We start from the raw sequence: 26,969 nt of genomic DNA, 5'->3' as shown, positions 1-26,969 counted from the left end.
CAATTTTTATTGTTACTATACTAATTGCTAGTAAGATATAATGGTTCAAGTTGTACATCAATCTCAAGAATTTCACCTAATTTTTAAATATGTCTTTGTTTTTATTTCGTTTAGTTTGTTGAAACTAAATTTCTAGTATTAACGTTATCTCTTGCGAAGTTTTATTTTGTACAAATCTTGTAACTTTTCTTACTATTTTGGTTGTTTTTGTACTAAATAAACCTAATTGGTTAAATCTTCTGATTAAGGTTTTGTAAGGATTTTTTTCTTGTAAAAGAACCATATTCTGAATAATAATAACTTTTAAACGAAAGTTGGTTATTTGTTAGAATGCTATTTAAAATAATTTCACATGTTTTTAAATAATCTTTAAACACTAATTCAATTTCTGAATCGGTAAGTTTGCAACTTCTTTGTTGATTTTTATTTTTATGACTGATGTCAATTTCTTGATTACTTTTTATTATTTTTTTATATCTTTTCACAGTTGATACACTAAGGTTTGTAATTAAACTAAGTTGAGATAAAGATTTTTCAATATTTGTAGCAATTAATATGAGAGATTGCTGTTTTTTTAGTTCGTATTTTATTAAGTTTTTATACTTAATTATTTTATTAATTCTAATTTTTACACTATTTCTTTGTAAGTTTTTTGTTTTTGATGATATTTGATAAATATCTTGAAATGCACCTGGGAAACTTAAATTTTGATATTCTTGGTATATTTTTGCAAATTCTTCTTTCTTTAAATGTCTTGACATAATTTTCCTTTCAAAAATTTTTTTTGTTGGTACCAACGAATGATAACAGAAAAGCTAACATTTTATGTTAGCTTTTCTGTATGGCTTTATATTTAATCAATTTGGCTTAATTTATTTGAGTTTTATATATAGACCTAAATAGTAGTTATTTCAAAAATTAAAAGTTTTTAAAATAATGGTTAACTTTTAAGTTAATTTATTTTATAATATTACTGTGCAGTAATATAGAAAGGAAACTATGAACACATTTTTTAAGTATATTTTCTTTATACACAAAATTACATTAAAAAAGAAAAATACCTTAATTATCCCGTTAATATGGTTAACTGTGGCCCTTATATTTTTGGCTTCTGTTGTCTCATTTGATTTAAATGTAAACATAAAAACATTAATTTTTTATATCATTGTTTTTATAGAATTACTATTAACCTTATTATACTCATCAATTAAATCGATTAATATTTTTAAGGATTTAGAAGATGAAGGTATTGAACTATTAACTTTATCTAAAGCTATATCTCGTAAAAGCATAATATGAGGAAAAACATTGACAAATTTTTTGTTTGCCTTTTATTGATCATTGGTTTTAGCAATCTCAAATTTTATAATTTTAGGAGCTTTAAAAGACCAAAATATAATTGCTTTAGGTTTTTTATCAATACCAATTTTTAGTTTAGGATATATTTTATTTGGTAATATAAGCTCTTTAATTGCTTATAAAGTTAATGCTAAAGTGGCAATTACCATTCCTTTGGTCTTATTTAGTCCACTTGTAATTGGCGGAACCATTATTTCAACTAAAAGCACTTCAACAAGCAATAATATTGCTTATTATTTAAACACCAAATATGAAAATAATCCTTCTGGAAACTTGCCAAACTTAGAAAAATTTTATTTAAATAAGAAACAAGATACCTTTTACATTATTCCTAACGGAAATGATAAAAAAGAATTACGAGCTGACCAAAGAGAATATTTAAAAGAAGCATTTAATTATTCAAAAAACTCAGCCTTAGAATGACAAATTTATTCTTATTTATCATTACCTTACCAATTTGTTGATTATTTTAATACTCAGAATAAAAATATTGCTGAAACATTTGTTGAAAGTTCAAACAATAATTTAAGTAATTATATTTATTATAAAAATCAAGATACTTATACTTATAATTATGATTTAAATAAAAATGTTAATTTAAAACTTTATCCAATTACTAGTCATATTGTTAAAAAACAAGATTCAGATGGTAATTATCTTAAGGATCAATATGGAAATGATATTATTGAATCTAGGGTCAATAAAAATGCTTATTTAATTCCTGGTTCATTAAAATCATATAGTCATATTGAAAACTTAGTTAATACAAACTTAATTTATGCAAGGGAAGGGGCTGAAAGTTTTGGACAAAAATTCCCTGAAGATAAATTTATTTATTCAGCTTCAGATAATTTAGTCGGCCAAATTAAATGAGAATATTTAAAAGAACTTTTAGAAAGCGAAGTATTCCAATACTATGCAAAACAATTTGTACAAGCTTTGGCTAACGAATTTAAAGAAGCTTCATTAGATAATGTTTTTGAGGTTAAAGATATTATTTTTAAATTAATTTCACAACATTTAAAAATAGATTCAGAATATGAACTTTTAAAAATACATGATATTCGCTCTGTTGTTTTGAATAAAGATTCTCTTGAAAACCGTAGTATTAAAACTATTATTGAGAAGAAAATTTATCTCGCACTAGGATTAATTTACTATTTATATTTTACATATAATAATACGTTTGTGGCTGATGCTATTTTATTTAATACAACAACGAATAATTTTGATCCTCATTCAATTAATTTAGATATTGAAGGCTTTAGATATAACTTAGGAGGTTTTGCTAACTATGTAGCAAAACAACAAATTGAAGAAGATGAAAATAAAGAGCGAAAAGTAATTATTAGATATGAATTAGAACCATCTAATAATTATGCCTTTCAACCGGTTGAAGAAGTTTGGCAAGTAGCAAGAAATAACATTCAAACAGTTAATAAAAATTATTACTTTTTAATCTGAATTATTTTAATTGTTGGTTTTGTTGCACTTAATAATTGACTATACTTTAAAAAGGATTATAAATAATGGAAACAAAAATTTTAGAAGTCAAAAACTTAAGTAAAATTTATGACAATAAAAATGAACAAACTGGTATATTTGATTTAACATTTAGTGTTCCAAAAGGATCATTCCATGCTTTTATTGGCGAAAACGGAGCAGGAAAGACAACCACAATCAAAACAATTATTGGTGCATATATTAACCATACTGGTGAAGTATTTATTAATGGGATTAGCATTAAAGACCATAAAAGCCGCCTTGCACTTGGGTATATTCCTGAAAATGCAATTTTCCCCAAAGAATTAACCGTCTTAGATTACTTAATGTACCTTGGACAATTAAATGGAATTGCAAAAGAAGAATTATTACAAAAAATTGATCAATATTTAGAAGAATTTGAAATTAGTGATTTAAAACGTAAAAAACCATTTAATTTTTCTAGTGGGCAAAAGAAAAAAGTTTTATTAATTCAGGCTTTGCTAAACAACCCTGAAATAATTATTTTAGATGAACCAGCTGCCAATTTAGATCCAACGGCCCGCTACCAATTGTTTAACATACTTCAAAACTTACGTGAAAAAGGAATTACAATTTTTATTAGTTCACACATTTTAAGTGAAATTGATAAATTTGTTAATACTTTAACCTTAATTCATAAAGGTAGAATTGTATATTCAGGCGAAAAATATGCAAGCCTTGAAGAAATTTTTTATGAAAAAGTTATTAAGGTTTAATTTATTAACAGTAAGTTTTGTAAGTATGCCTTTAATTATTTCATGTTCAGAACATAATAAGCCAACAACTTCTCCTTACCAAGATTTAATCCAAGAAGATTACCAAATTAATGAAATTATTGAAAAGTTTGTTAAAGATAATTTAAAGCAAGATGATCCAAAAAGATTAAAGAGTTTTTTTAATGAACAATTAAGAGTGGAAGAAAAATTTAAATCAGAATTGAATATGTCTTTAACTTTTGCACCTTTATTTATACCTAAAATTGAGGAAATTGCGGAACGTTGAAAATTAAAAACAGCTCTTAATTCAGTTAAAATAATATCCTCAACCTTGAATGATCGTTGGTTTTGGTATTTACAAAATATTGGTAATTTTACATATGTTTTTAATAATTGAATGCCAAATTTTAAAGAACATAGAGCCCAATACCAAGATGAATATTTGAAAAACCAATCAAGTTTTGAAGCATATTATACAAACCAAAAAACATTAAGCAAAACATTTAAAGATTACCAAATAGTTGAATTTAGCAACTCATTTAGTTTATGACAAAATCCAACAAATAAATTTTTTAATCATAAAATTACTTTTTTAAGATTGAAAAACAAACAAGATCATAACATTCTAATTCCTATTTTTCTTTTTGAAAAAACTAATAATAGTTCACAAAGAGAAATCTTTTTAACTGGTGAAATATTTACTTTCCAAAATACGATAAATAATTTTGAAATGTTATATCAAACTTTATCATCATATATTTCAAAAGGAATGGAGTTTTATCCACAAAAAGAATTAGATTATTACCAAAAACTTAATTCTAATAATAATTTTGATCCTAATCCAATTTTAAGTGAGTTTAATGATGAATATTTTTTAAATCATTATCATAAAAATAATTATGCAAATGCATTTTATTATGCAAATGAATTATTTGATAAAGAAATACCAAATAATAAAATGTATCGCTATACCTGGGGGTTTATCGATGAGAAATAAGAAATTTAAATATCTTTTTTTTACTTTAAGCATGTTACCTTTTGCTACAGTTTCATGTGTAAATTATTCAAAGCAACCAGAATTAAATAAAATAATTAATAACGTTGATGCAATAACTTCATTTTCAGATGATAATAAAAACAAAACTCACAAAACTATTATCGATATAATTTTAAATAATGCCTATCGGTTTGATTCTCTTAAAATTCAAGAATACGTTAATTCCCAAACATCCCCTGATAGTTACCAAAATTTAGTTAATCAATTTAAAGAAATTACAAATAACTTTAAAAATAGCAACGATAAGAAAAAATACGCCTTAGAGCAAAATGACTTTTTTAGTAAAAATTGGTATTTTATATTAAATAATCTTGATAAAATTGAACTTACTTTTGTTGAATTTGTTACTGTTGACTTAGCTAAAAATTATTCAACTAGTGAAGAATACAAAGAAGAAATCATACCTAAAACTAACAGAATAAAAAGTGGCAAGGATAGAGGAACTTGGGAATTTGAAAATCACTTTTTGGAAGCAATTAGAGAAGGTATTGAATCAACTGAACTAGGTGATGTGGTGGTTTATTATATACGTAAAAATAAGCTTATCTTTAGGGTGATTATTAATAATCTTCGGGCTGAAAATACACAACCTGAAGTACAATTACGTCCAATTAATTGATATTTTGGTGAATCTAAAGCAAATACAATTTCACCTTCACTAATTTCAAATGTAGTACATCAATTATTTATTCATGGATACGAGCGCGGGCGTCAAGAATTTGAAGTTGAAATGGTAAAAAAACAAAAGTATGGCTCACCAAGCTTTGTGTTCCTAACTTGGAAAGATAAAAATGTTTAGAAAATTAAAAAAATATTTATTTGTATCACCTTTAATGTTAATTACATTTGGGTTAGCTGTGAGCTGTTCTTCAAATAGCCTTGACCAAAAAAATCAAGAAATTAAATCAATTAAAATATCTAACCAATCAAAAGTTGACCAAAATTGAGAAAACTTTATTAACCGTAATTACATCCAAGTAATCTTAAAGTCAATTTATAAAGATGATTTAGAAAAGCAAAATAAATACATTCAAACACAAAAAGCTTTAAACCAAGATTATTTTGCAGAATTACGTACCAAGATACGATATTCCAATAATATAATTTATCCATATTTTAATAAAGAAGAAGAAAAATATAAAAATAATCAAGCACATTATGCTGCTTTAAGTGGTAATAATGCCATTGTTGATTTATATACTAAAAATTGATTATTCTTTTTATTTAATTTAGATAAATTTACTTTCTTACAATATACTGAATTGCAAGCTTCTGATGAATCACAAAATGATTTAATTGATGAAGTTGAAACTAACAATTTAATTTACGATGCTTTTTATACTCCAGCAAGTAACGAGATAATTGATTTTGTAGTTCAAAAATATTATAGCGAGAAAATTCAAGTAAGCGATTCACAAAATACTAGTGAACCTTATGAAATCAGAATTTACTTATTAACTAAAGATGGACGAATCTTACATTTTGATATCAGCGGAGATCATTCAAATAATTCAATCTCTGAAAGTTCGCCACCTGCTTTGCATAGTTATTTATATTCATATCCCAAACTAATTACTAGTAAAGATAAATTGCGTGATTTTGATTTAAAAAAATACGTCGAAGTAGCAGCTGAATGAGATGATGAAAACTACACTTATAGCGATATAAATAAAACTTTATTTACTGATGAATATGGTGCAAAAGAATTTCGTTACATATTAATAAATATCAAAGGATAATATTATGAAAAAATGACTTTTAACTTTAAATATTTTACCAATAATGAGTGTTATCTCATGTACTAACAAAGAGCCCCAAACTGGCAATGCAAATACTAGGGACATTGATTTATCTAATCCTCAAGCAGTTGCAAGAAATGTTAAAAATATTGCCGATAAATTAGGAATTGAGGACCTTGCTGCTTCTGTTAATAACACAAATTTAAAATGAAATGAGTTTACTAAAAGGTTTGATACTTTAAACTATACTGATAGTGATTATGAAACAAAGTTAAATGATTTATTAAATGAAAATTGGGCTTTGTTTCTTTCGAATTTAGATTATTTTGCTTACTATAAATATCCAAATACTAAGTGATTTTTATATCCAGAAAAACCTAATGCAAAATATTCTGATATATATAAACATAGTATTGGATTAATAAAAATTGAAAACGAAGCCATCCCACACAACCACATTAAACAAGTTGATAAAGTTATCGGTTTTAAATCCTTTAGCGATATATCTGAGAGTTTTACCTCTAAAATAACAAATAATACTAGAGTATATGTTTCGCTGGGTAGAGTAATTATGCAACTTGAAAAAGTTGATAACAAAGTAAAAATTATGCCTCAATTATTGTATTTTATTAATGAACCAGGATCTTATTCAGGAGCGATTAATGGAAATTACTGGGAAGTTGTCAAAGAAGTTTTAAATGTACATCCTGATAATTTTACTGAAACATTAGGCGCAATTATCGATCGCACTACTAAAGAAATTGGTTATCCTGCATATGTCTATTTGGGGAAAAAATAATTTTGGAAAAACCACCTATAAATTTATAGGTGGTTTTGTAATGCTTTTAAATATTAAAGTATTTATATCTTGAATTATCTTTTATGTAAGAAACCATCTTTTAATGAGTCTAATAATATATCAGTATTTGCGCGTCCTGTATATCTATCGTTGTAGCCAACACGGTAGTAAACATAGGCCAATAATTGATCTGATCAGTAGTTTCAATGTCGTGTACTTGAAGCACGGTTTCCTATTATAAAATCAGTATTATAAGATTTAATTCCATATCACGAAGAATAACCACCCATAGCTTCTAATTCTTTATTAGATAGTTGCTTAAACTTATCTGGATAAGTATCTCTAGCATCACCAAAAGCCATGCTTAAAGAATTAACCACCATGGAAACAGCATCTAAACCGATATTTCAGAACCATCCGCCAAGTTCAGCTTTGTCTTTTAAGAATCATAATACAAGTGCTGTTATACGATAAGCAGCATGATATTCTGGATTACCTTTAGGATTATTTATATTATATGTTTTATTTGACAATTTAACTAACATTTGTCTAAAAATTGGACGGTAGAATATTCTTAATAAATCTGCAACTCGATCCCTAATTGTAAGTACACTGTAATCTTGGTAAAAACCATAACCTTCTTCTGTATCAATTGGTGCTTCAGGTGGTGTTGGAGTAGGAGATGGACTAGGAGTAATTGGTTTACCAGGATCCACTGGTGGTTTAGGTGGATCAATTGGTTTACCTGGTTTTTCGTGTTCTCATTCTCCATTCATTAATGTATTTTTTATAAATCCGTAAATACCAGTCATTTTAGTGCGGTCACTTGCTTCAAAAATACGGTTAATAAATCTAACATAATTATCATCCCCTAAACTATCAATTAAAGCCTTTAAAAAGGGAATATTCTCATAAATTTTGCTAAGTTGGAATGTTTTATAATCTCATGCTAATAGAAAGTGGAATGCTCCATCAGTAATTGCACGAATTACGATTTTTGGATCATCACGTTTTAGTTTTGAAAAATCAATTAACCTAATTCTTTCATAGATTTTATCAATCATACCCTTTAATTCGTTGCGGTCAGCAATAAATTTAAAGAAATTACCAACCATGTTATTAACCATCGTGGCATCTTGGCCTGTAAAACTAAACATAACATTTGAATCTCTTAGTTTTGAAATTAAAACTTGTGCCGCACCTTTAACTAACCTTTGATCAGGATTTTTTAAGGTTGCTTTTATTCAATTATAGAAATTATCTTTTAATTTACTTGAAGTTTCTGTAGGAGCATTTAACAAGGTGTTTAGAGCCGTTAATCAACTGTTATTTTTTTGGTATTCATTTATTCTAGTTATAAAATCACTAATTGAAGTATTTAATGCTTGCCGCAAATCAGGGTTATTAATTGCAAGTATTAACATGTCTTTGACAAGTATTTTATCAATATCTGGATAACTTGCTGTTATTAATTCTACAATGCCAAATTCATCAATTGCAGCCCTTATTCTATTTTGATCATTAATGAAGTTACTAATTGCTTCAAATGCAAAATCAATAATTAATTTTGAATTCTTTTGAATTAATTCATCTTTTAAGAGTTTTTTAATTGTATTAAATTCAGATATCTTTAAATTGCCACTTAATGCATTTGCGATTACACTAGGAATTTGTTTAAGATTATTTGCACGTGATACTGTTTCAAAAACAGCATTTAGTGCATTTGTAAAGATTTCCTGGCGTACTAAAAAATCACCAAATCCATCAGCAAACTTACGTTTTAGTTCATTTGCTTTTGAAGTATTACGAATATTGAAGAATTTAATTCCTTTGTCAAAAACAGCTATAATAGCATTTTTGGCATTAGTTTTCTTAAATCCATTTTGTAAAATTTTAACAATTTTAGCTTGGAAGTTTTGTTTGTTATTTGGGTTATTAAAGTAAATTTTAAAGATATCAACTAAGCTGTTAATATTAGCAAATTGTGATTTATTGTTAATAATATAAACCATAATTTCACCAACAACTTCTTTAATTGAACTTGGATCTAAAATATCATCAATAACACCGGTAAAGTGTGTTTTATCAATGAAATTACGGGTAATAAATGCTCTTGAACTACTTGGTAATAAACTTCAAACGAGTTCTCCAAGTTGCACATCTTTTATTAAGATAGTAGTAGCATTTTCAACCACAACAGTTAAATCTAACTTAGCAATTTCAAAAGCAGAATTATTTAAAACTTCTTTAAATAATTGTGCAGCTCTTAAGTCAAAATTATCTTGACTTATAAAATTATTGACACTTTTTACTAAACTATTAATAATTGAGTTAATTGTAAGTGGGTCTTTTGATTTTTTAAGATCCAAAATTAAATTATCAACTAAGTTATCAGTAAGTTTTAAATTCTTATTAAAGATATTGACAAGTGAAAATGAGTTTTTAACAAAATTTTCAGAATTTGACAATCTGTCAAAGATTTGACTATATTTAGTATTCTTAACTTCATTAACCGTTATTTTACTAATAATGTTGTGAAAATTAGTATTTATTAAAAGTTTGTTTAAGATAGTTTTTAATAAATTTGCAGAACTATTTGAAAAAGAAGAATCTTGCAATAATCTATTTAATAAATCTCAAAAATCATTTGCTGATTTAAATGCATTTCAATTATTAACTGAAGCTCCAAATAGATCTTTAAAATTATTTAGAATCTGGTTATCACTTAAAATAGCTTTTAAAACGCTTTCTAAATCAGTCTCAGGAATTTGGTATTTAACTAATACATTGCTTTGACTTGCAGTATTTACAAAAGATTTAAGTAATTCATTATTTTGGCCAATATTAGTCAAAACACTGTTGAAAATTTGTTTTAAATCATTTTTATTATTACTTAAATTTTCAAAATGAATAAAGAATTTTTTATATGTTTGATATGAACCAAGATTTAACTTGCTAGAAATTCAATCTTGTAACCTACTTATAGCTTGCTCAGTATTAATTGATGAAGTAATTGAATCAAGAGTTTGAGTAAATAAGTTAGGTAATAATTGAATATCTTTTAAATAATTGTTAAGATTATTTAAAAGAGCAGATACTAATGCAGTTTTATTAATTCCATTTAGGTTAATTTGGTAATTTTTAGCTAAATTATCAATTAATCTTAAAGTTATTTCAAGCACCTTAGGATTGCTAGATAATGAATTTGCAAAAGTATTTAAATATGAAATAATTGCATTTTTAACAGGTGCTTTTGTTAAAACTGTTTTAAGTAATTCAAAAAGATTATTTGTATGATTTAGCCAGTTTGTATCATTAATAAGTTCAGGGACAATACTGGTTAAGGCATTATTTAAACTAGTATTATCTAAAGCTATTTGCCCTAATAATTTTAAGGTTTGTTTATCTACTAAGGTTAAAAATGCTGTATTTTGCTCAATATTATCAACTACTTGGTTAAAAATATTTGCTAAAACACCTTTATTTTTTAAACCAATTAATAGTTGCAAGATTGCTTTTGCTAAAGTTGCTTTGTCATTTTTTAAAAAGCTAAGGTTTAAAATCTTATCGACAAATTGTTTTGGATTATCCTTTAATTTTGATTGAATAATTAATGAAACATCATTAGTTAATGCTTTAAATTCATCAAGCATTCCAGTTAAATTAGTTTGAGAACTTGCTGATTTAATTCTAATAAAGAATTTATCAATAATTGGTTTTAAAATATCAGCAGCTTCAACTAGTTGATCTAAATTATTACTTATATTCGTAATTAAATTATTAATTTTTACATCAGTAACTGAAACCCCATAAGTAGTGAAAGTTTGTATTAAAAAGTCATTAATTGCCTGCTTAACTTCAGTTGAATTTTTTAATAAATCATTTATTAATCCATTAACGTCGGTTTCAAGTTTGTTTGTATCAATGATACTTAATGTTTTCTTTAAAACATCAAAATATGAAGTAACATCTTTAAATTCGTTGATTCTGGTTATAAAGTTATATACAGTATTATTGAAAATTGAGTTGAAGTGTTGGTTTGCAAGGATGTAATTAAATAATGTTTTAAGGGAACTTAATGGTATAAATTTAGCAATAGTGCTTTTAGCACTTTGAGGTAACGCATCAAGAGCATTATCAAAAGTACCTTGTGTTTTTAAAATATTTATGATATTAGAAAGTAATTTAGTTAAATCATCTTTATTTTCTGCAAATAATTTTGAATTAGCTAACTCTTTAATTAAAGCAATAACTTTGCTTTCTTGGTTGGTTGAGTCTCCTAAATGTTTTTGTAGTCCATTAAGAATTACATTTGCAGTTTTAGTTATGTTAACTTGGTAACCATAAGTTGCTAAGGCATCAAAAATTGTATTGAAGATCAATTGGCTAAAGTTTAGATGTTTATCAATTATGTTATAAACATCTAAAACATTATCAACAATTCTTTGTTTATTTTCTATTCCTTTGAAGTATTCTGTAAAAGAAGGATTATTCAATAAGTTAGTAAGCAATTCTCTAAATGAAGTTTTAAATTTATCATTTAAGATTGCATCTTTAATAAATTTAACTAAAGGTTGCTCAATTTGTGATTTTAAAGATGGAATTGTAAAAATTGCTTTTACTAAATCATTATATGTTGTTGCTTTTTGTAAATGATTTAAGTTGTCTAACACAGTATTAACAATAGTTTTAAGGATTGCTTTAAAATCGTCTTTTACCAAAATATCTGCTAATGCATTTTTTAAAGTATTGTTAAGACTTTCAGATCCAAATAAGTTAAGATTAATGTTAGTTAAAATTGGGGTAAGTGTTTCTTTTGTTACAAATTTTTGAATTAATTTTTCAATAATGTGTTTTATAAATTCTTTTTCTTTACTTAAAAAGTTTGAATGAATAATTGATTTAAGGAAATCATATTCTTGGATATTAACAGTATTAGTAAGATTATTAATTAGTGCTGTTTTTAGAGTCTCTAGATTAGTAATTGATTTAAGTTGCTGGTCACTAAAATTAAGTGTTTTATAAATTAATGAAACATTAGAATCAAAATAAATAACGTCCTGAACAAATTCCTTGAAGTTTTTAAATTGATCTAAGGTAAGTTTTTTACTTTCATCAATAAGTTGTTCACTCACTAGTAATTTATTAAGTGGTTCTAAAAGTAAATTGTAATTATTTAATAATTCTAAACTTGCAAATTCAATAACTTCCAAGAAGTATGTTTTATTTTTAGTAATAACATTAGATTTAACAAATGCCTGTATTATTTGATCAAGCTTAGTTGTTAAATCAGCAAAGATACTATTGGTTAGTTTATTAATACTTAAATCATTATATAAGTCATTAAGATTTTTATGTGAAGAATTTCCAATAGCATTTGAAATATAATCAATAATTTTTTGATTAAAGTTTGCTATTTTATCTATTGCATAATAATCTTTAATTAAGTTTTCAATAAATCCTTCAGTAGTAGATTTTTTGTATATTTTAGGATATTTATTTTCTAAAATTTGTGCTAAAAGTTTAACAATTGAATTGCTTCAAGATGGAGTATTAACCTTACTAAATATATTAGTTAATAATGTTTTTAGTTTAGTATGATCAATTGATTTTAAGGCAGTAAAAATTAAATCTGATAAAGAGTTAATTTGAGCAAGTTTTTGACTATTATTTAAAATTGAGCTAACTAATTCGAAAATTTTGTTTTTAACTTCGTTATCACTTAAAACTAAGGTTGTTAAATCTGCAAGGTCGCTTAAGTTTGCATATTCTTGAATTTTTGATTTGATATTTTCAGGTAATATTCCACTAAGCAAGGTTGGGAATTTCTCTTTATCATTAGCAAAATGATTATAAATATTTTTAAAAACTTGTAATATTGCTTGTTTATTTTGTGTTAAATAATTTTGGCTTATCGCTTTAATAATTCTAACTAAATTAGTTTCAAGTTTATCAGCTGCAAATTCTTTAAAAAGTTCTTTAATAAAAAATGAGATTAAACTACTAAAATCCAGCGAATCACTACTAATAAATTGTTCTAAGCCACTAAATAAATGTTTAATTAAATTAAGGTTGGTTAACTCACTAATTAAAGTATCATAAGTATTATTCAAAAATGTTTGTTTATCATTAACATTTTCTAATACTCAACTATATGAAGGCTGGTTTAAGAATCCTTGTAATAGGTTAACAACAACTTTTTTAATTGTGTGGTCTTTATGAACTGCACTAACAAAACTTGCTATTTCAGCTCCCAAGTTTTGTAAATTAGTTTTATCATTTAAAACCACTTTTAAAGCTTGAATTAGGGAAGTTGCATTTTTTAGGTTATCAAGGTTATTAAATAATAAATCAATTGCTAAATTAAAGGCTTTATGCAAGTTTTCATTATTGTAAATTAATGAAATAGTTGTTTTTATTTCATCCTTAGTTATATTATAAGGTAAACTTTCAGGTAATAAAGAATTAATAAATTCAGGGAATTGCGGTGATTTTATCTTTGTTAAGAAATCATTTAAAAATTCTTTTAATAAGTCTTTAGTTTCTAAAACTATTGGAGATGTTAAGATAACTTTATAAAGATTTAAATCTTTAAAATCAAAGAAGTCTTTAAATTTATCAAATAAATTAGAGGCAATTTGATCAATACTATTTGCCTCAGATAGCGTATTAAAAATTAAACTAAAGAATTGCTCATATTTATTGGTTGATTTTAAAATATGTTTAATACTTGGAATAACATTATGAATTAATGATTGATATTTTTTATCAATTGCTAAAAAACTATCTTTTGAGATTTCAACTAAGGTTTTCGCTAAGGTTTTATTCAGTGAAATATCATTAAAAAGATCAATGCTAATATTTTTTAGGCTATTTTTAATTAACTTTTTAACATCAGCTTTTACTAATAATGTATTAATTAAATCATTTGTATCATTTAGTTTATCTAGTAAATTAGGATCATTAATAATTACTGTAATTGCACTATAAATAATGTTTTGTGTTTCAGGGTTATTAATTAGTGTAATAAATAATTTTTTGATTTCATCTTGGTCAAGGTATTTAGATACATTTGCATTTTCAAGCAATGTAAACAAATTATTGTTCACCAAGTTAACTAATAATCCTTTTGCATTTAAATCAGCATAGACAATTTTGGCAATTGTCCCAATAAAATCAACATTATTTTTAATATATGGTTTATTAATAAGTTTTTTAGCAAAAGCAATAGGATCATTAATTTTTGTTTGGATAACGTTTAAAAGTTTATCTGAAAGACCATTAAGATCGCCAAGGATGTTATCTGAATTTTTAATTTCTTTAAGGTGCTCAAAGAATGTATTAATAACTGGTTCTAAAATATTAATATCATCTAAGGTTGGATTTAAATCATTGATTAATGATTGGATAAATTCATGATCTTTAGTTGTTAATTTAATATTTGCAGAACTTACATAGTTAGTCAATGAACTAATTAAAAATTGTTTAAATTCAGATGAATTACGGATTTTATTTAGGAAGCTTACTAAGTTTGTTTTAAATAAATCTAGGTTAAAATTACTAATTATTTTAAGAATTACTTCATTTAAACTTTGAACATTTTTAAAAGTATCATAATTTTTTAATGTTGCATCAACTGTTGACAGCAACATTTGTTTGGTTTCAGTTAAATTAAGAACAAATTTAAATACATTATTTAAATCTTGTTCATTGAAAAATTTACTCAATGTTTGGTTGCTTCTTATTGCACTAGTTAAAACCATGCTTACAGAAGAAATATTTTGAGAATCTAAAAGGTTATTTAATAGTTGTGAAAGTAAATCTTGGTGGCTAGCTATAAATTTAGAATTAGCTAAGATTTTAATTACTTTTACTATATTACTTTCATAATCATTATTTAGTAAAAATGATTTAAATGAATCAACAAAAGCTTCTGAAACTACTTGAGTTATATTACCAAGGCCGCGAATTGCAATTTTGTTTAATACATTTGCAATCAAGTTATCAACAATTTTAAATTCAATATTTAATTCTTGTAATAAATCAAAACCATTATTAGTTACTTGTTTCAGTTGTTCTTTAGTAATATTTTTAGTTAAATTAGCTTTTTCTAGTGAACTATAAACAACATTGGTTACTAAGTTTTGAACACCTTCATTATTAATAAAATATTTAAAATTATTATTAATTAATGATGATAATTCTTCGTTATTCTTTTTATCTGCGATAAATGCATTAATAAATTGTGAAAGGTTTGAAAGATCACTAAATTCATCAGAATTGTAGATAAAGATATCGATTAACTTGCTAATTAAAGCAACAAAATCTTTAGAACTAATTAGGCTATCAAAAATCATACTTATATCAGATTTTTGAATATTGTAGTCTTTCAATACATTATGAATTGGATTAACTAATAAATTACTAATTGGATCTTTAAAGACACTTAAAATATTTTGAATAACTTCTTTAATTGCTTTTGATAATTCATCTTTATTAAATTTAACTAATTCACTTCGTGCAATTCCGCTAATTACGTATGCTAAATTATCAAGAGATAGAATATTACTTGTGACAATTCGTTTTAAACTTGCAAAATCAAGGTTTTTATCTTTAGTAGCTAAATCAATTTGAATTTGAATATTAGCTAGAATTTGAGCTATTTTTTGTGAACCAAAAATTTCTGAAGTTAAATTGGCAAAATAAGTATTACCTTTAGTTGAAGTTTTATTAAGTAATGTTTTAAGAACACCATTTGGATCAATTTGTTCGTAAACTGAGCTATTTGTTAAGAAATCAAGAACATCACCAATGTAATAATCAAAGACATAAGCTAACTCTTTTAAACGGCCCATGAAGTTTAATGGTGTTCTTAATAAATCAATTGAATATTCATAATCACTTGTTGTATTAATATATTCATATGAACTTTTCCCTAAAACGCTTTGATCAGGATTATCAACTTGAATTTGATAACTAGCGGTATTGGCATCTAATTTTAAATATTGATCTGTAAAATTGTAATTATCATAATATTTTTGATTTAAATTTGGCTTTGTGATCTTTAAATATAAATCCATTGCCATTTTTTTGTAACCTTTAGTTCCAGGGTGTATATCAAAGAAAATGGCTGATAGATCTTTTGCATTTTCATTCCAAAATTCATTATTATAAGTATTAACGTAATTTACATCTGAATTAATTGCTACTTCTTTTAATAAATCATTAAGTATTTCTTGTAATAAGTCTAAAACTTTTAAACTACCTAAATTACCTATTAAGTTAGTATTAATATATTCATTAAGAACATTGAACAACATTAATAATGGCATTGGATATGAAACAATATTAATGTTAGCTTTTGGTGCTAATTCTTTTAATTGCTTTGCAAATGCAATTAAACGCTTTCTCATTTCAGGCAGTGCTTTTTGAAATATGCGGTTAACAAATTTAATTGCATCACCTAAAATTGGTTTATTATCAAAAAAGTTTTTAATTAAGTCTAAACTTTCGGCATCTCCAATTGTGTCAAATAATAGACCAAAGAAGTCATTTGCTCCCAAAGTAAAGGTAATTAAGTTTGAGTTTTGTAATTCATTAATAATTTGTTGTCGTTTATTATTAAGTGAACTAAAAATAACACTTGGATTTGTGCCAAAACGTTTATTATCTAGTTCAAAATTTAAAAACTTTATTCAGTCCAGAGTTGTAGCTCCAGAAATTGCATAGTTATTAAATGATTCAACACGATTATTTTGATTTAACAATCGTGCTAAAAATGCAGGATATGATAAACCTGAAACACTATTATTAGCTTCGAGTTGACCTTTATAATCTTTTGGTAAAGTACCATCAAATCCCGCAGTAATCGAATCACCAATTGCAACATATCTAATTTTTTGGTCTGAATAAATGATGTTATTAGATATTTTACGTGGTAAATCACCATCTTGTGGTTTTGCAAGTTTTTGGGTATTATTACCTGCTTTTGGATCACTTGTCACAAACTTTATTTTGTCAAGTGAATCACTTGGTTTTTCATCTTCCTTAGGTTTTGGGTCTTTAGGTTCTTGATTGCCTGAACGTCCAATTTGAACTGATGAACCTGGTGCCTTGCAGGCAGTGACTACTGATGTACTGATGCCTAGTGCAAAGAGCACTAAAAATAAACTACGTTTCTTATTTTTTGATTTCATAATGCCTCACTTTTTAAATAATATAATATATTAATATATATTATATAAAATTAAATAAAAAATACAACACTTGTAAATGTCTTTCCAGCAGTAAAAATATATTAAAAAACAAGCATTTTAATTTGCTTGTTTTTGTTATAAAAAAGTTCTAAAAGTTGCTCAAATACTAGTTTAAAAATATTATTAAAACTTATTTTATACAGAAAAAGGAGGTACAAATGTAACACAAAACAGGGCAGCAACTATATTTAATATATAGTATTAAATAATAAAATCATTTAAATAACTAAAATATGCTTAAATTATAATGTTTAAAAATGTAGCTAATATTTTTAAACAAGCTATAATACTAAGTTAATTTAATTAAGTAATGATTTAATTATTGCCTTAAAATAAATATTTAGTTTATTTTTTTAATAAGTTTATCTTATTAAATGTGCGCACAAATAAACTTTAAGATTTATCATTAGCCCAAAACAAATAACAAAGTTTAATTTAATAATCAGCTAAATTAATTAGATTAAACTAAAATTTTATTTATAATAATTATTAATTGAAAGGAAATTATTTAAATATAAACAATATTTTGATTTACTAAGCAAGTTTTTTGATAACTCTTAATTTTGCACTTTTAGACCTTTTATTTTCGGATAGTTCCGATTTTGAAGGAGTTAGTTGTTTAATCACATATTTTTTTACCTCTTGAATCGGCATCTTATGAGGTAAATTTGAATATGTGATTTTTTTAATAAATTGCTTTACAATGCGATCTTCTAAGGAGTGAAATGTAATAATCGCTAGGGTGCCATTATTATTAAGTAACTCTAATGCATCGTTAAGCATAGTTTTTAACGAATCTAGTTCGTTGTTTACTTCAATTCTTAAGGCTTGGAAAACTTGTTTGGCGGGGTTTTTTTTGCGTAAAAGTGCTGCAGGGTATGCTTTTTTGATAATCTCTACTAATTCAAGCGTAGTTGTAATTGGACGGTTTATTATGATGGCCTTAGCAACTTTTTGTCAAAGCCTTACATCAGCGTAATCACGTAAGATTCGTTCTAAACTAGTTTGAGAATAAGTATTAATTAATTCAAGAGCAGAAAATTGTTGCTCTTGGTCCATACGCATATCCAAGGTAGCATCTTTGTTATAACTAAAACCACGGCTTGCTTGATCAACTTGAGGTGAAGAAAATCCTAAATCAGCAATAATACCATCTACTTTCTCGATATTCAATTCCCTTAATTTTGATTTTATATTTTTGAAATCACTTTTAATTAAGGTGTAATTGAGACTTACTTGTTTTAACTTAAGATCAGATGCCCTTATGGCAAATGAATCTTTATCAAAACAATATAAATGTCCGTTCGTTATTTTTTCGAGGATTTTAGCTGAATGACCTCCTAGACCTAATGTTAAGTCAACATAAATACCATCAGGCTTAATCTCAAGAGAATCAATAGTTTCATTAAGCATAACTGAATAGTGTAATTTATCCATTATGTTTTTCAGAAAGTTCTTGTGCGATTAAAGCAATATCATCAAGAGTGTGTTCATTAATAAAACTATTGTATTTCTCTGCTGATCATAATTCTACTAGTGTTCCAGCGCCAATAAAAATTATTTCTTTTTGGATAGCAAGTTGTTCGACCATTTGTTTTGGTAAACTAATGCGATTCATATTATCTAAGGTTACTTCAAAACTATTTCCTAAAATAGAGCGTGTAATAATCCGGGCTTTTTTATCAAATACACTTTGATTTTCTAACATTTTAATGTATTTTTGAAATTCTTCCTTACTGCGTAAGTCAGCATTCCCATCAAAGCCAATTGAAATCATAAAATTCGTGCCTAAATACTCTTTTATATTAGATGGTAAAACAACTCGGTTTTTTCCATCCATGTTTCGTGAGTGTGTTCCGTAGATAATATTTGACATTTTTTCCCACTATCCTATAATATTTTACCACTTATCGACCTTCTTACCAAGAAAATAGTAATAAAAAAATGAGTTTTTTCAAACTCATTTTTTGCTTTTATGAATAATTATTCTTGTTGGAGTCATTCAAATGCTAGGCTGACATCTGAAATATCTCCAATTAAGGTAACTGTATCATTATAATGTAATAATGTTGAGCCAGTTGGGCGAATGCTTTTACCATTATTTTTTACTAAAACTAAGCTTACTCCCCGCTTGTTAAAATCAACATCTTTAACTAATTTATTATTAAGTGAGTGGTTTTTTATTGTAGTTGTACCAATTACAAAATCATCACCAATTTCTTGAAAATTTTCACTATATTTTAAAAAGTTGCTATTAGCAGCTATTAATGCAGTTCGTTTCCCTGATTCATTTTCGGGACTAACAATTAAATCAACACCAATTTGTCTAAGAACACGGCTGTGTCTTGGTGTAGTTGAGCGTGCAATAATGTTTTTAGTTCCTAATTCTAATAATGCGGCAACAATCTCGATATTTTCAGGAACTGCTACAACAACTGTGCCAACTGAACCAATTTTATTAGCCTTTAGTAAACGAGTATCAGCTGCATCACCCAAAATTAAATTATCTATATCATCTTTATAACGTTTTAGCAATTCTTCATTACTATCAATAATAGTTATTTTTTTGTTTAGTTTTAAAAGTTCATCTACAATTGATTGACCAAATCGACCAAGACCAATAATAACTATATCATCTGAATAACTAAATTTCATATTTTCCTAACCTATAACTATGTCAGTAGTTATATATTCATAATGTCTCTTATTACTTTTTTTCCTATTTCAAACAAGTAGTGATGAAGAAATTCCAAATTGACCAATAAACATCACGAAAATTAGCGCAATTTTAGAAACAATATTAAGATCTCTTGTAATCCCTGTAGATAAGCCAGCTGTTCCAAAGGCGCTAGCGACTTCAAAGAAGATATGCTCAGACTCATAAGAGGTAATATGAGATTCAAATGTTTTACTTAATAATGCCTGATCTGTATTAACATTTCCACCATAAATATCAAAGGAAGTAAATAAGACAAAGGAAGCCATTAGCAATATTACTAAACCAATAATAAATACCTGGCCAGCCATAAATACATTTTCAGGGTTGATGCTGCGCTTAAAAACTCTAACCCTTGAACGTTTCAAGATAACTGAAAGAATTGTTAAAGAAACAATTGCAAAGGTAGTTGTTCTAATCCCTCCACCAGTTGAGGATGGTGCTGCGCCTATAACCATCATAATTAATAAAACAAAAAAACTTGTTCGTGAAAAATCCCTCATGTTAACAGTAGCAAAGCCAGCACTACGAGTTGATAAAGAAGTAAATACTAATGCGAAAACTTTATCAAAAGTACCGCCATACATTTGACCTTGGTTTAAAAACTCTTTTAAGGTGCCATTTTTATACCCAATTAACATACCATTCTGATCAAAAAACTTAATAATATTAAGGTGGTTTTTATTTAAAATATTAAATCATTCTTTAGCACTATCTGTTGTTAAAGCTGAACTATCATTAAGGATTGTTAATGATCTTAGTTCTTGATAAATTAACTTACCTTGCTGAGTTGGATTTTCTGAATAAAAACTTAAAGTATAAAGCCAATTATTATAATCATTTTTCATAGCATCTGGAATGTAGACTTTATTTCAAAAGGTATTTGCATTAATTGAAAAAAACTCAAAACCAAACAACATTGCCAAACCAACTAAAAAAATTAAAAGATATGTAATTGTTGATACTTTGGTAAATAATAAGAAACGATATTTATTTTTTTTACGTTTAAGTTTATGTTTAAAATAACGGTTTATATCATAAATAACAGGGAAGCCTAGACCCCCTAAAACCAGCAAAATAATAAATCAAAATTGCAAAGCAAAATTTTGATAATAAGGCATTAAGGATCTACCTGAAATTAAATCAAAACCAGCATTATTAATAGCTGATATTGTGTGAAAAAAACCAAACCTAAATGCTAGTGACCAATTTCCCTGTGGATTAACATATCCGTCAAGAGTTTGTTGGATGCCAAAAGTATGCTCAGGATTAGCATAATAAAAATAAAAACTCATGGCAAAACCAGAAACCAAAATTACAGATAAAATAAATGTTACTGAAGAAGTTAATAAATTTCCAATTTTATTTACTTCAGTATGGTTTCTTTCATATTGGATCATTTTGTAAACATTCATAGATTTTATATTTCGTTTAAAAATAAAGTTAAAAATGTAAAATTTTAAAACAAAAATCCCTAAACCGCCACAAATAATTAAGATTGCCAAAATAATTTGGCCTAGAATATTTCAATGTAGGTGTGTGTCGTAAAGAACTAATCCTGTGTTACTAAAAGCACTTGAAACTGTAAAAAGAGAATTTAAATAGCTCTTTGCACTATATCAGTCTTTCTCCGGATTAGTTTGAGTAATTGGGCTTCATAAAAATAAACTTGCAATAATCAGAATTAATAAATAAACAAATAGTAAATACTTTAATTTAGAGAGTCTTTTCCACCTTTGATAAAAATTATTAAATAATTTAAAGAGTGGATTTTTTTTAAATTTAGATTGTAATATCATTATTTTCATATTAATTGAACTTTCTGAAAAAATCCAAAAAATAAAAAACATTATTATTAAATAATGATTTAATATTTATTAAATTAGTTATCTTTTGCATTTTGCATAGAACGCATGATTTGGCGGATTTGTGTTTCGCTTGCTTTTCTACCCATTTGATTAAACATCACACGCAACATTTTTTCATTTACCGGTGGGTTTTCACGCAATTGTTTTTCAAAGAATTTTTTAGTTAGCATAAAAGTAACAAATGCAGCTGCAGCTACCGCTCCAATTACTACTAATATAATCATTAAAATAAATATTCCAGTAGTCATTTCTACCATAATTTTGCCTCCAATTTTTTATTAATTCTAATAATTTAAATTAATTATACTATATTTTACTTAAAAACAATATTTTGATATGTCTCATTATCAAAATCTTCTAAGAACTTTATAATTAAATTAGCAGTTGCCATTAAATCACTTATGGCACAAACTCCAATAGGGCTATGTAAATATCGTTGTGCTAATGAAAGAGTTAAAGTTGCAGCCCCGCCATTAGGAGAGTATTGTAACTCAGCAGCATCAGTTCCGCCACCTGCAGCTACAAACTTATATGCTGGTATATTGTATTTTTTTGAAATATCTATAAAACATTTAATAAGTTTTGGGTCCATAAGTGTCCCACCATCTTTTACCCTTAAAGCAGCACCTTTAAATAATGCAGTAGTTCCAGGTATTGTACCAATTGTATCATGGGTTGATGTTGTATCTAATGCTATAGCAATATCTGGTTTTATAATAGATACTGAGGTTCTAGCGCCCCTTGTTCCTACTTCTTCTTGAACAGTTCCAACTAAATATAAATCTACATTTAAATCTTTGTTTGATAGATCATTTGCAATTTTTTCCAAAATAGTCACCCCAGCACGATTATCCATTGCTTTCCCACCAAGTAAATCTGGATTATCAAAGTATATTGTTTCGCCTGAGATAAAAATCGGATCTCCTATTTCAACACCATTATCTAGAGCTTCTTGCTCACTTTTGAAACCAAAATCAGCGTACAATTCATCATTAGTTAATGCTTTTGCAACTTTTTCACTTTCCATGATGTGAATGCTAGTATGTCCAAAAACACCTATGAATTCTTTACCAGTTCCTACTTTTAAAATAGCTTTTGTCCCAATAATAGTTGAAGCTCAAATTCCGCCAATTGCTGATAGTAAAAGTTGCCCTTGTTTTGAAATTGATCTAACAATGTAACCAACTTCATCCATATGGGCTGCAATCATTACTTTTGGAGCATTTTCAACTTTTGACTTTTTGTAAAAAATTACTGAGCCAAGTTTATCCCGTGAAACCTCATAAATGCTTGGAATATTTGCTTTTAGTTCGTCAACAATCGGTTCTTCATATCGTGACATTGCTTTGATTTCTAAATATTTTGTTAATCTTTGTTTAAAATTATTTTTCATTTTATTCCTTTCAATTATAGCGAGCAATTAAAAAATTAATATTTTTACCTTGATTTGCTCATTTTGTTTCATAGCCTGTTTGATAATTGTTAAGATTATAATTTGATTTGTGTAAATCAGTAGTGATATCTGTAATTATTCAGTTGCTTTCTTGTAATGATTCAACTGAGTAATTAAATAATTTATCATTATCTGTTTTAAATCACAAACTACCATTTTTAACAAGTAAATTTTTGTATAAATCTAAATAAGTTTTGTAAGTTAAACGGCGTTTCTCGTGAGCATTTTTTGGTCAAGGGTCAGAAAATGTTAATCAAATTTGCTCTACTTTTCCAATAAAAATGTCGTTTAATTCTTTTGCATCTTTAGTAATAATAAATAAATTCTCTAGATTATATTGTTTTATCTTACTTAAAATTTTATTAGCAACAGTTTGATATTTTTCTAATGCATAATATTTTATATTAGGATTATTTATCGCAAGTTGCACAATCATTTCCCCTTTTCCTGCTCCAATTTCAATGACATCATTTTTATATACTTGAATTGGAAAAGTTTGCAGATAAAATTTAGAATTATTAAGTTTATCCTGTGCTGTATTATCAAAACGTAATCTCATAATTACATATTATAAATAATTATTACATTTATAAACTAACTTATTTATAAATTATTTGATTATTTAATATAAAAACACCTTAATCATAAGGTGTTTGATTCTCATCGTGTTTTTGAGTATTATTAATATTTTTTAAAACTTCCACCGCAACAATTTGATCTTTATTACGTAAATTAATAACTTTTACACCTTTAGTATTTCTTGCAGTTTGGTTAAATTGATCAAGTTTAATTCTAATTGTATTGCCATTTAAAGTGATTATTAATAATTCATCTTCTTGATTAACAAATGAGGCAAAGACTAAAGGTCCTGATTTTTCTGGATTAATACCTGTAACTCCTTTAGCCCCACGTCTTGTAACTCTATATTCAGATTCATGAGTAATTTTTCCAAATCCTTTAGCTCCTAATGAAAAAATTAAATCTCCATCTTTATTTGAAGAACCATTAATTACATATTGGCCTTCTACAAGTTTTATTGCTTTAACACCAAGTGAGTTGCGACCCAAAGTACGTACTGAATCAATATCAAATAGTGCAATATTTTTATAGTTATTAGCAACAAGGACATTATCGCCAGATGTAGCGATAAATGCTCTGACTAATTGATCTTCATCTTGTAATTTAAAAGCTAAAATACCTGAGCGGCGTACATTACTAAATAATGAAAGAGGTGTTTTTTTGAAAATACCTTTTTTTGTAATGGTTGCTAAAAATAAATCATCAGCAAATTCATCAACAGAAATTATTGAAATAATCTTCTCATCTTCTTTAACGTTTAAGTTTTCTAAAATGTTAATAAAAGGTTGCCCTTTACTTTGTTTTGACACTTCTGGAATTTGATATCCTTTTAAGGCATATGCTTTACCAAAATTTGAAAAAAGTAGTAAGTTGGAGTGTGTTGAGGATTTTAAAATTAATGAAATATCATCATCATCATAAGTCTTCATACTTGTTGAACCTGCACCTCCGCGGCGTTGCGTAGTATATTGATCTAAATTAATTCTTTTCACATAGCCATTAATGGATGCAGTAATTACAATTTCTTTACGTGGAATTAAATCTTCATCATTAATTTTTCCCACTCCATAATAATCAATGCTAGTGCGGCGATTATCATCATATTTATCCCGAACTGTTTCTAATTCTTCAATAATTAGATTAACAAGTTTTTCTTCGCTAGCTAAAATTTCTTGATATCCTTTTATTTCAATATATAGTTGGTTAATTTCATCAACCATCTTTTCATAATTTAAAGCAGTTAACCGACGTAGGTTCATATCTAAGATTGCTTTAGTTTGGCGTTCAGTAAATTCAAAGCGAGCAATTAAATTATCTTGTGCAATTTGATCAGTTTTAGAACTTTTAATAATTTTAATAACTTCGTCAATATTTAAAATTGCAACCTTTAACCCTTCTAAAATATGAACTTTTTCTTGTGCTTTAGTTAAATCATAATTAAGTCTACGAGTAAAAACATCCTTTTGATGATCTAAATAAACATTTAATGCTTGTTTTAAACTTAAGGTTTTAGGTTCTCCATTAACTAGAGCAACTAAATTTGAATTAAATGTAGTTTGTAAATCTGATTTTTGGAATAATTGATTTAAAATAATGCTTGGGCTATATCCTTTTTTAATATCAAAAACAATTCTAATTCCATTAAGATTTGTTTCATCCCTAATATCAGCAATTCCATCAATAACTTTTTCTTTAACAAGTTCAACAATTTTTTTAATAATTGTACTGGTTTTAATTGCATAAGGAATTTCAGTAACGATAATTTTTGATTTAGCGTTAGCTTTTTCGATAATTTGTGTTTTAGATCTAACGATAATGCTACCGCGTCCTGTTTCATAAGTATCAAGAACTCCTTTAGTACCTAAAATTATTCCTCCAGTAGGAAAATCAGGTCCTTTTACACTTTGCATTAATTCCATAGTTGTAATCTGAGGGTTTTTAGCTAATGCTATCGTGGCATTAATTATTTCTGTGAGGTTGTGTGGTGGAATTGAAGTAGCCATACCTACAGCAATACCTGAGGAACCACTAACTAGTAAATTTGGAAATTTAGCAGGTAAGACAACTGGTTCTTGCTCTGTTGCATCATAGTTATCGACAAAATCAACTGTATCTTTTTTAATTCCTTCAAGGAGTTCACTTGAGAGTTTTGTCATTCTTGCTTCAGTATAACGCATTGCCGCAGCTTGATCGCCATCAATTGAGCCAAAGTTTCCATGTCCGTCAACTAATGGATAGCGCATAGAGAAATCTTGTGCCATACGCACCATTGCTTCATAAACTGATGAATCACCATGAGGGTGATATTTACCTAAAACATCACCAACAATTCTTGCACTTTTACGGTGTTGGGAACTGGGGGTAATTCCTAGTTCAAACATATCATATAGAATTCTTCGGTGCACTGGTTTTAGACCATCGCGCGCATCAGGCAAAGCTCTGGAAACAATAACACTCATTGCATATTCTAAAAATGATGTTTTCATTTCGTCATCCACAATAACTGGCTTAAGTCCACCTTGTGGTTCTGTAATTAAATTAGGCTTTACTAAATAATCATCGTTATCTTGAGGGATTATTTCTTCAACATTATCATCATTAGTGGATTCTATATCATCTTTAAAAACCACTCTTTTATCTTCTTCATATTCATATTCAGGTTCCAAAGTTTGTTTCTTGTTATCTGCATTATCTAAATTAAATATCATTTTTTGCTCCTTTGATTGTTAAAATTCAACAAAATTATTATAAATAATAATTTTATTATATCACAAAAGTGAATTTTTAAACTCTTGCATACTCAATATTTATAACTTGTTTTTTGGAAAAGTCACTTGCGAGATATTAACAAAATAATTGTCTTTTAATTTTAACATAATTTTTAGATAAAAAAATGTATGCGA

16 protein-coding genes are annotated in these 26,969 nt (G+C 26.5%); 6 read left to right on the top strand and 10 right to left on the bottom strand.

All coding sequences use genetic code 4. The features are described from left to right. Window positions 1–230: 230 nt before the first annotated feature. Complete coding sequence (locus AC0B4N_RS02880) at window positions 231–761, bottom strand: hypothetical protein (protein WP_465102357.1); 531 nt, start codon at window positions 759–761, stop codon at window positions 231–233. Between the two features lie 238 nt (window positions 762–999). Here AC0B4N_RS02880 and AC0B4N_RS02875 point away from each other — a divergent pair, with 238 nt between their 5' ends. Genes AC0B4N_RS02875 through AC0B4N_RS02850 form a run of 6 tightly spaced genes read left to right on the top strand, consistent with a single transcriptional unit; the run spans window position 1,000 to window position 7,194 of the window. Further along, window positions 1,000–2,889 (top strand): hypothetical protein, encoded by a 1,890-nt coding sequence (locus tag AC0B4N_RS02875; protein WP_465102356.1) that lies wholly within the window; start codon window positions 1,000–1,002, stop codon window positions 2,887–2,889. After that, window positions 2,889–3,599 (top strand): ABC transporter ATP-binding protein, encoded by a 711-nt coding sequence (locus AC0B4N_RS02870; RefSeq protein ID WP_465101543.1) that lies wholly within the window; start codon window positions 2,889–2,891, stop codon window positions 3,597–3,599. The genes AC0B4N_RS02875 and AC0B4N_RS02870 overlap by 1 nt, the downstream gene beginning before the upstream one ends. Further along, window positions 3,577–4,596, top strand: a complete 1,020-nt coding sequence (locus AC0B4N_RS02865; protein WP_465102355.1) for an aromatic motif membrane protein — start codon at window positions 3,577–3,579, stop codon at window positions 4,594–4,596. The genes AC0B4N_RS02870 and AC0B4N_RS02865 overlap by 23 nt, the downstream gene beginning before the upstream one ends. After that, entirely contained in the window at window positions 4,586–5,455 is an 870-nt protein-coding gene (locus AC0B4N_RS02860) for an aromatic motif membrane protein (protein WP_465102354.1), read from the top strand. Before AC0B4N_RS02865 ends, AC0B4N_RS02860 begins: the two co-directional genes overlap by 11 nt. Further along, window positions 5,448–6,395 (top strand): aromatic motif membrane protein, encoded by a 948-nt coding sequence (locus AC0B4N_RS02855; protein WP_465102353.1) that lies wholly within the window; start codon window positions 5,448–5,450, stop codon window positions 6,393–6,395. Before AC0B4N_RS02860 ends, AC0B4N_RS02855 begins: the two co-directional genes overlap by 8 nt. A gap of 4 nt (window positions 6,396–6,399) precedes the next feature. Continuing rightward, window positions 6,400–7,194: a hypothetical protein gene (locus AC0B4N_RS02850; RefSeq protein ID WP_465102352.1), complete on the top strand. Its 795-nt coding sequence runs from the start codon at window positions 6,400–6,402 to the stop codon at window positions 7,192–7,194. A gap of 74 nt (window positions 7,195–7,268) precedes the next feature. Here AC0B4N_RS02850 and AC0B4N_RS02845 read toward each other — a convergent pair whose 3' ends face one another. The 9 genes from AC0B4N_RS02845 to gyrA all read right to left on the bottom strand — a co-directional run bounded on the left by AC0B4N_RS02845 (window position 7,269) and on the right by gyrA (window position 26,774). Next, complete coding sequence (locus tag AC0B4N_RS02845; RefSeq protein ID WP_465102351.1) at window positions 7,269–17,390, bottom strand: SGNH/GDSL hydrolase family protein; 10,122 nt, start codon at window positions 17,388–17,390, stop codon at window positions 7,269–7,271. A 594-nt stretch (window positions 17,391–17,984) separates the two neighbouring features. Next, window positions 17,985–18,887, bottom strand: coding sequence for a 16S rRNA (cytosine(1402)-N(4))-methyltransferase RsmH (gene rsmH, locus AC0B4N_RS02840; RefSeq protein ID WP_465102350.1), 903 nt, complete (start codon window positions 18,885–18,887; stop codon window positions 17,985–17,987). Then, on the bottom strand, window positions 18,880–19,326 hold the full coding sequence (locus AC0B4N_RS02835) for a division/cell wall cluster transcriptional repressor MraZ (RefSeq protein WP_465102349.1): 447 nt from the start codon (window positions 19,324–19,326) through the stop codon (window positions 18,880–18,882). The genes rsmH and AC0B4N_RS02835 overlap by 8 nt, the downstream gene beginning before the upstream one ends. A 107-nt stretch (window positions 19,327–19,433) precedes the next feature. After that, window positions 19,434–20,105, bottom strand: coding sequence for a potassium channel family protein (locus AC0B4N_RS02830; RefSeq protein WP_465102348.1), 672 nt, complete (start codon window positions 20,103–20,105; stop codon window positions 19,434–19,436). Between the two features lie 6 nt (window positions 20,106–20,111). Beyond that, window positions 20,112–21,965 carry a potassium transporter TrkG gene (locus AC0B4N_RS02825; protein WP_465102566.1) on the bottom strand — a complete coding sequence of 618 codons (1,854 nt, stop codon included), beginning with the start codon at window positions 21,963–21,965 and terminating at the stop codon, window positions 20,112–20,114. An 83-nt stretch (window positions 21,966–22,048) separates the two neighbouring features. After that, window positions 22,049–22,291: a YneF family protein gene (locus AC0B4N_RS02820; protein ID WP_465101533.1), complete on the bottom strand. Its 243-nt coding sequence runs from the start codon at window positions 22,289–22,291 to the stop codon at window positions 22,049–22,051. Between the two features lie 56 nt (window positions 22,292–22,347). Next, window positions 22,348–23,427: a zinc-binding metallopeptidase family protein gene (locus AC0B4N_RS02815; RefSeq protein ID WP_465102347.1), complete on the bottom strand. Its 1,080-nt coding sequence runs from the start codon at window positions 23,425–23,427 to the stop codon at window positions 22,348–22,350. Between the two features lies 1 nt (window position 23,428). Then, window positions 23,429–24,046 carry a tRNA (guanosine(46)-N7)-methyltransferase TrmB gene (gene trmB / locus AC0B4N_RS02810; protein ID WP_465102346.1) on the bottom strand — a complete coding sequence of 206 codons (618 nt, stop codon included), beginning with the start codon at window positions 24,044–24,046 and terminating at the stop codon, window positions 23,429–23,431. 79 nt (window positions 24,047–24,125) lie between these two features. Beyond that, window positions 24,126–26,774: a DNA gyrase subunit A gene (gene gyrA / locus AC0B4N_RS02805; RefSeq protein ID WP_465102345.1), complete on the bottom strand. Its 2,649-nt coding sequence runs from the start codon at window positions 26,772–26,774 to the stop codon at window positions 24,126–24,128. Window positions 26,775–26,969 lie beyond the last annotated feature (195 nt).

Source organism: Mycoplasma sp. 13536 (genome assembly GCF_055523495.1).
The sequence above is the reverse complement of the archived record's forward strand: the minus strand, read 5'-3'. Positions and strand labels throughout refer to the sequence as shown.